Raw genomic sequence first — 2,516 nt, 5'->3', positions numbered from 1 at the left:
GAGCAGGGCGACACGGAAGGCGAGATCGATTTCGTCAGCCGCGAGAAGGTGCTGATGGCGGTGCGCCAGCACTTCCGGCCGGAGTTCCTGAACCGGCTCGACGAGATGATCGTGTTCCGCCGGCTGACCCGGGCGAACATGACCGGCATCGTCGAGATCCAGCTGCAGCGCCTGCGCCAGCTGCTGGCCGACCGCAAGGTGGTGCTGGAGCTGGACGACAAGGCCAAGGGCTGGCTGGCGGACCAGGGCTACGACCCGATCTACGGGGCGCGGCCGCTGAAGCGGGTGATCCAGCGTGAGCTGCAGAACCCGCTGGCGACGGCGATCCTGGAAGGAAGGGTGGTCGACGACAGCACGGTCAAGGTCACGGCCGGCGAGGAGGGGCTGGTGCTCCAGCCCCAGCCGCTCGCCGCAGCAGCCTGAGGGCCGGGAGGAAATAGGGAGGGGGCGCTCCGGCGCCCCTTTTCTTTTGGACGGAGTTCGTCATTGCGAGCGCAGCGAAGCAATCCATGCAGCCGCTCTTGCGGGACCATGGATTGCTTCGTCGGCTTCGCTTCCTCGCAATGACGGGGAGGGCACCTACACCGTGATCTCGAACACGAAGTCGAGGAAGGCGCGCACCCGGGCCGAGGGCAGACCGCGCGAGCGGTGATAGGCGTAGACCGGGAAGCGCTCATCCGACCAGTCGGGCAGCAGCCGGACCAGCCGGCCTGAAGCCAGCAGGTCGCGCACGCTGAACTCCAGCGGCTGGCCGATGCCCTGGCCGCCCAAGAGCGCGCCGATCAGGCCGCCGGCGTCGTTCACCGTCAGCCGGCCCTTGGCCGGCACCGTCAGCACCTCTGCCTTGCGCCGGAACTCCCATTCATAGGGCCGGCCGGTGGCGGCCTCCTTCACCAGCACGCACTCATGGTCGTTCCGCACCAGGTCGTCGGGATGCTGCGGCCGGCCGCGCCGGGCGACGTAGTCGGGGGCGGCGCAGGTGATCACCCGCGTCTCCAGCAGCAGCCTGCTGTTCAGGCCGGAGGGCTCGGGTTCGCCGAAGCGCAGGGCGATGTCGAAACCCTCCGCCACCAGGTCGCCGATGCGATCGCGCACCACCAGCTCCAGCTCGATCTCCGGATGCCGCGTCATAAAGGCGGCCAGGCGGGGCACCAGGACGTAATGGCCGAAGGCGGCATCGGCATTGACCCGCAGCCGGCCGCGCACGGCGGTGGCGCCGCCCGACGCCTCGGCCGCGCGCTCCTCGATGCCGGTCAGATGCGGCATCACCCCATCATAGAAGCGGCGGCCTTCCTCGGTCAGCGTGATCGCCCGCGGCGTGCGGTCGAACAGGCGCACGCCCAGCCGCGCCTCCAGTCGAGCGACGGCGCGGCTGACGCCGGACTGGGTCAGGCCGAGGGTGTCGGCGGCCCGCACGAAACTGCCGGCCTCCACCACCGCGGCCAGGGCGCTGATGCCGCTCAGCAGTCGGCCATCGAAGGCCATGAGCACGACTCGCAGTCATTGAAATGATGTCGACTATGCGTTCGTGTCGTGCCGGGTCAAGCCATAAGGTCTGCGGCGGCGGCAAGGACCGCCGCAACCGATGGAGAGTCCCATGGAAGGCAAGATCATCGCCGTCACCGGCGCGTCGAGCGGCATCGGCGAGGCCGTGGCCCGCCACTTCGCCAAGACCGGTGCGGCCGTGATGCTGGGCGCCCGCCGCCTGCACCGGCTGGAGGCGCTGGCCGACGAGATCCGGCGCGACGGCGGCAGGGTGGCTCTGCGGCGCCTGGACGTCACCCGCCGCGAGGATGTCGAGGCGTTCGTCCAGGCCGCGGTGGCGCAGTTCGGCCGGCTGGACGTGATCGTCAACAATGCCGGGGTGATGCCGCTGTCCCCGGTGGCGGACCTGAAGGTCGAGGAATGGGACCGGATGGTCGACGTCAACCTCAAGGGCGTGCTGTACGGCGTCGCCGCGGCGCTGCCGGTGTTCCGCGCCCAGGGCAGCGGCCATGTCGTCAACGTCACCTCGGTGGCCGATCGGCGCATCGTGCCGACCGCCGCGGTCTATTCGGCGACGAAATACGCCGTGCGCGCCTTTTCCGAGGGGCTGCGGCAGGAGATCGGCGGCGGCATCCGGGTCACGCTGGTGGCGCCCGGCGCGACCGAATCGGAGCTGGCCAACGGCATCTCCGACCCGGAGCTGCGGCGGGCGGCGATCGAGGATTACCGCCGCGACCTGCTCCCGGCCGACGCCATCGCCCGCGCCATCGCCTATGCCGTCGACCAGCCGGCGGACGTCGACGTCAACGAGCTGGTCGTGCGCCCGACCGCCCAGGCCTATTGAGCGGCGGCGTCATGGCACCCTCCCGCATCGCCCTGGCGACCCTGGCGGTCCTTGCCGCCCTGGACGCCGATGCCCGATCCTCGAGTCCCACACCGCAGGCCACCGACATGACACGCACCGAACTCTCCGAAGCCGACCTCGTCGGCATGTGGATCACCGAGAACGGCCATATCCGGCTCGAGCTGCT

The 2,516-nt window shown here is 70.2% G+C and carries 2 protein-coding genes and 1 pseudogene; 2 read left to right on the top strand and 1 reads right to left on the bottom strand.

Annotated elements, in window-relative coordinates; translation table 11 throughout:
- A pseudogene (locus ABDW35_RS35435) lies at positions 1-423 on the top strand (ATP-dependent chaperone ClpB); the annotation flags it as partial.
- Between the two features lie 156 nt (positions 424-579).
- Here the strand turns inward: ABDW35_RS35435 and ABDW35_RS35430 are convergent.
- Complete coding sequence (locus ABDW35_RS35430) at positions 580-1,485, bottom strand: LysR family transcriptional regulator (RefSeq protein ID WP_343718531.1); 906 nt, start codon at positions 1,483-1,485, stop codon at positions 580-582.
- 100 nt (positions 1,486-1,585) lie between these two features.
- On the opposite strand from ABDW35_RS35430, the gene ABDW35_RS35425 reads away from it, so the two are divergent.
- The gene (locus tag ABDW35_RS35425; protein ID WP_343718530.1) at positions 1,586-2,329 is read left to right on the top strand and encodes an SDR family oxidoreductase; all 744 of its coding nucleotides are present in this window, start codon (positions 1,586-1,588) and stop codon (positions 2,327-2,329) included.
- Positions 2,330-2,516 lie beyond the last annotated feature (187 nt).

This window comes from Inquilinus sp. (assembly GCF_039594555.1).
Taxonomy (GTDB): domain Bacteria; phylum Pseudomonadota; class Alphaproteobacteria; order DSM-16000; family Inquilinaceae; genus Inquilinus.
This window is presented reverse-complemented; position numbering and strand designations above follow the sequence as displayed.

Coding starts and splice junctions, on each gene's coding strand:
- ABDW35_RS35430 (WP_343718531.1), bottom strand. CDS start 1,485: ATGGCCTTCGATGGCCGACTGCTGAGCGGCATCAGCGCCCTGGCCGCG.
- ABDW35_RS35425 (WP_343718530.1), top strand. CDS start 1,586: ATGGAGAGTCCCATGGAAGGCAAGATCATCGCCGTCACCGGCGCGTCG.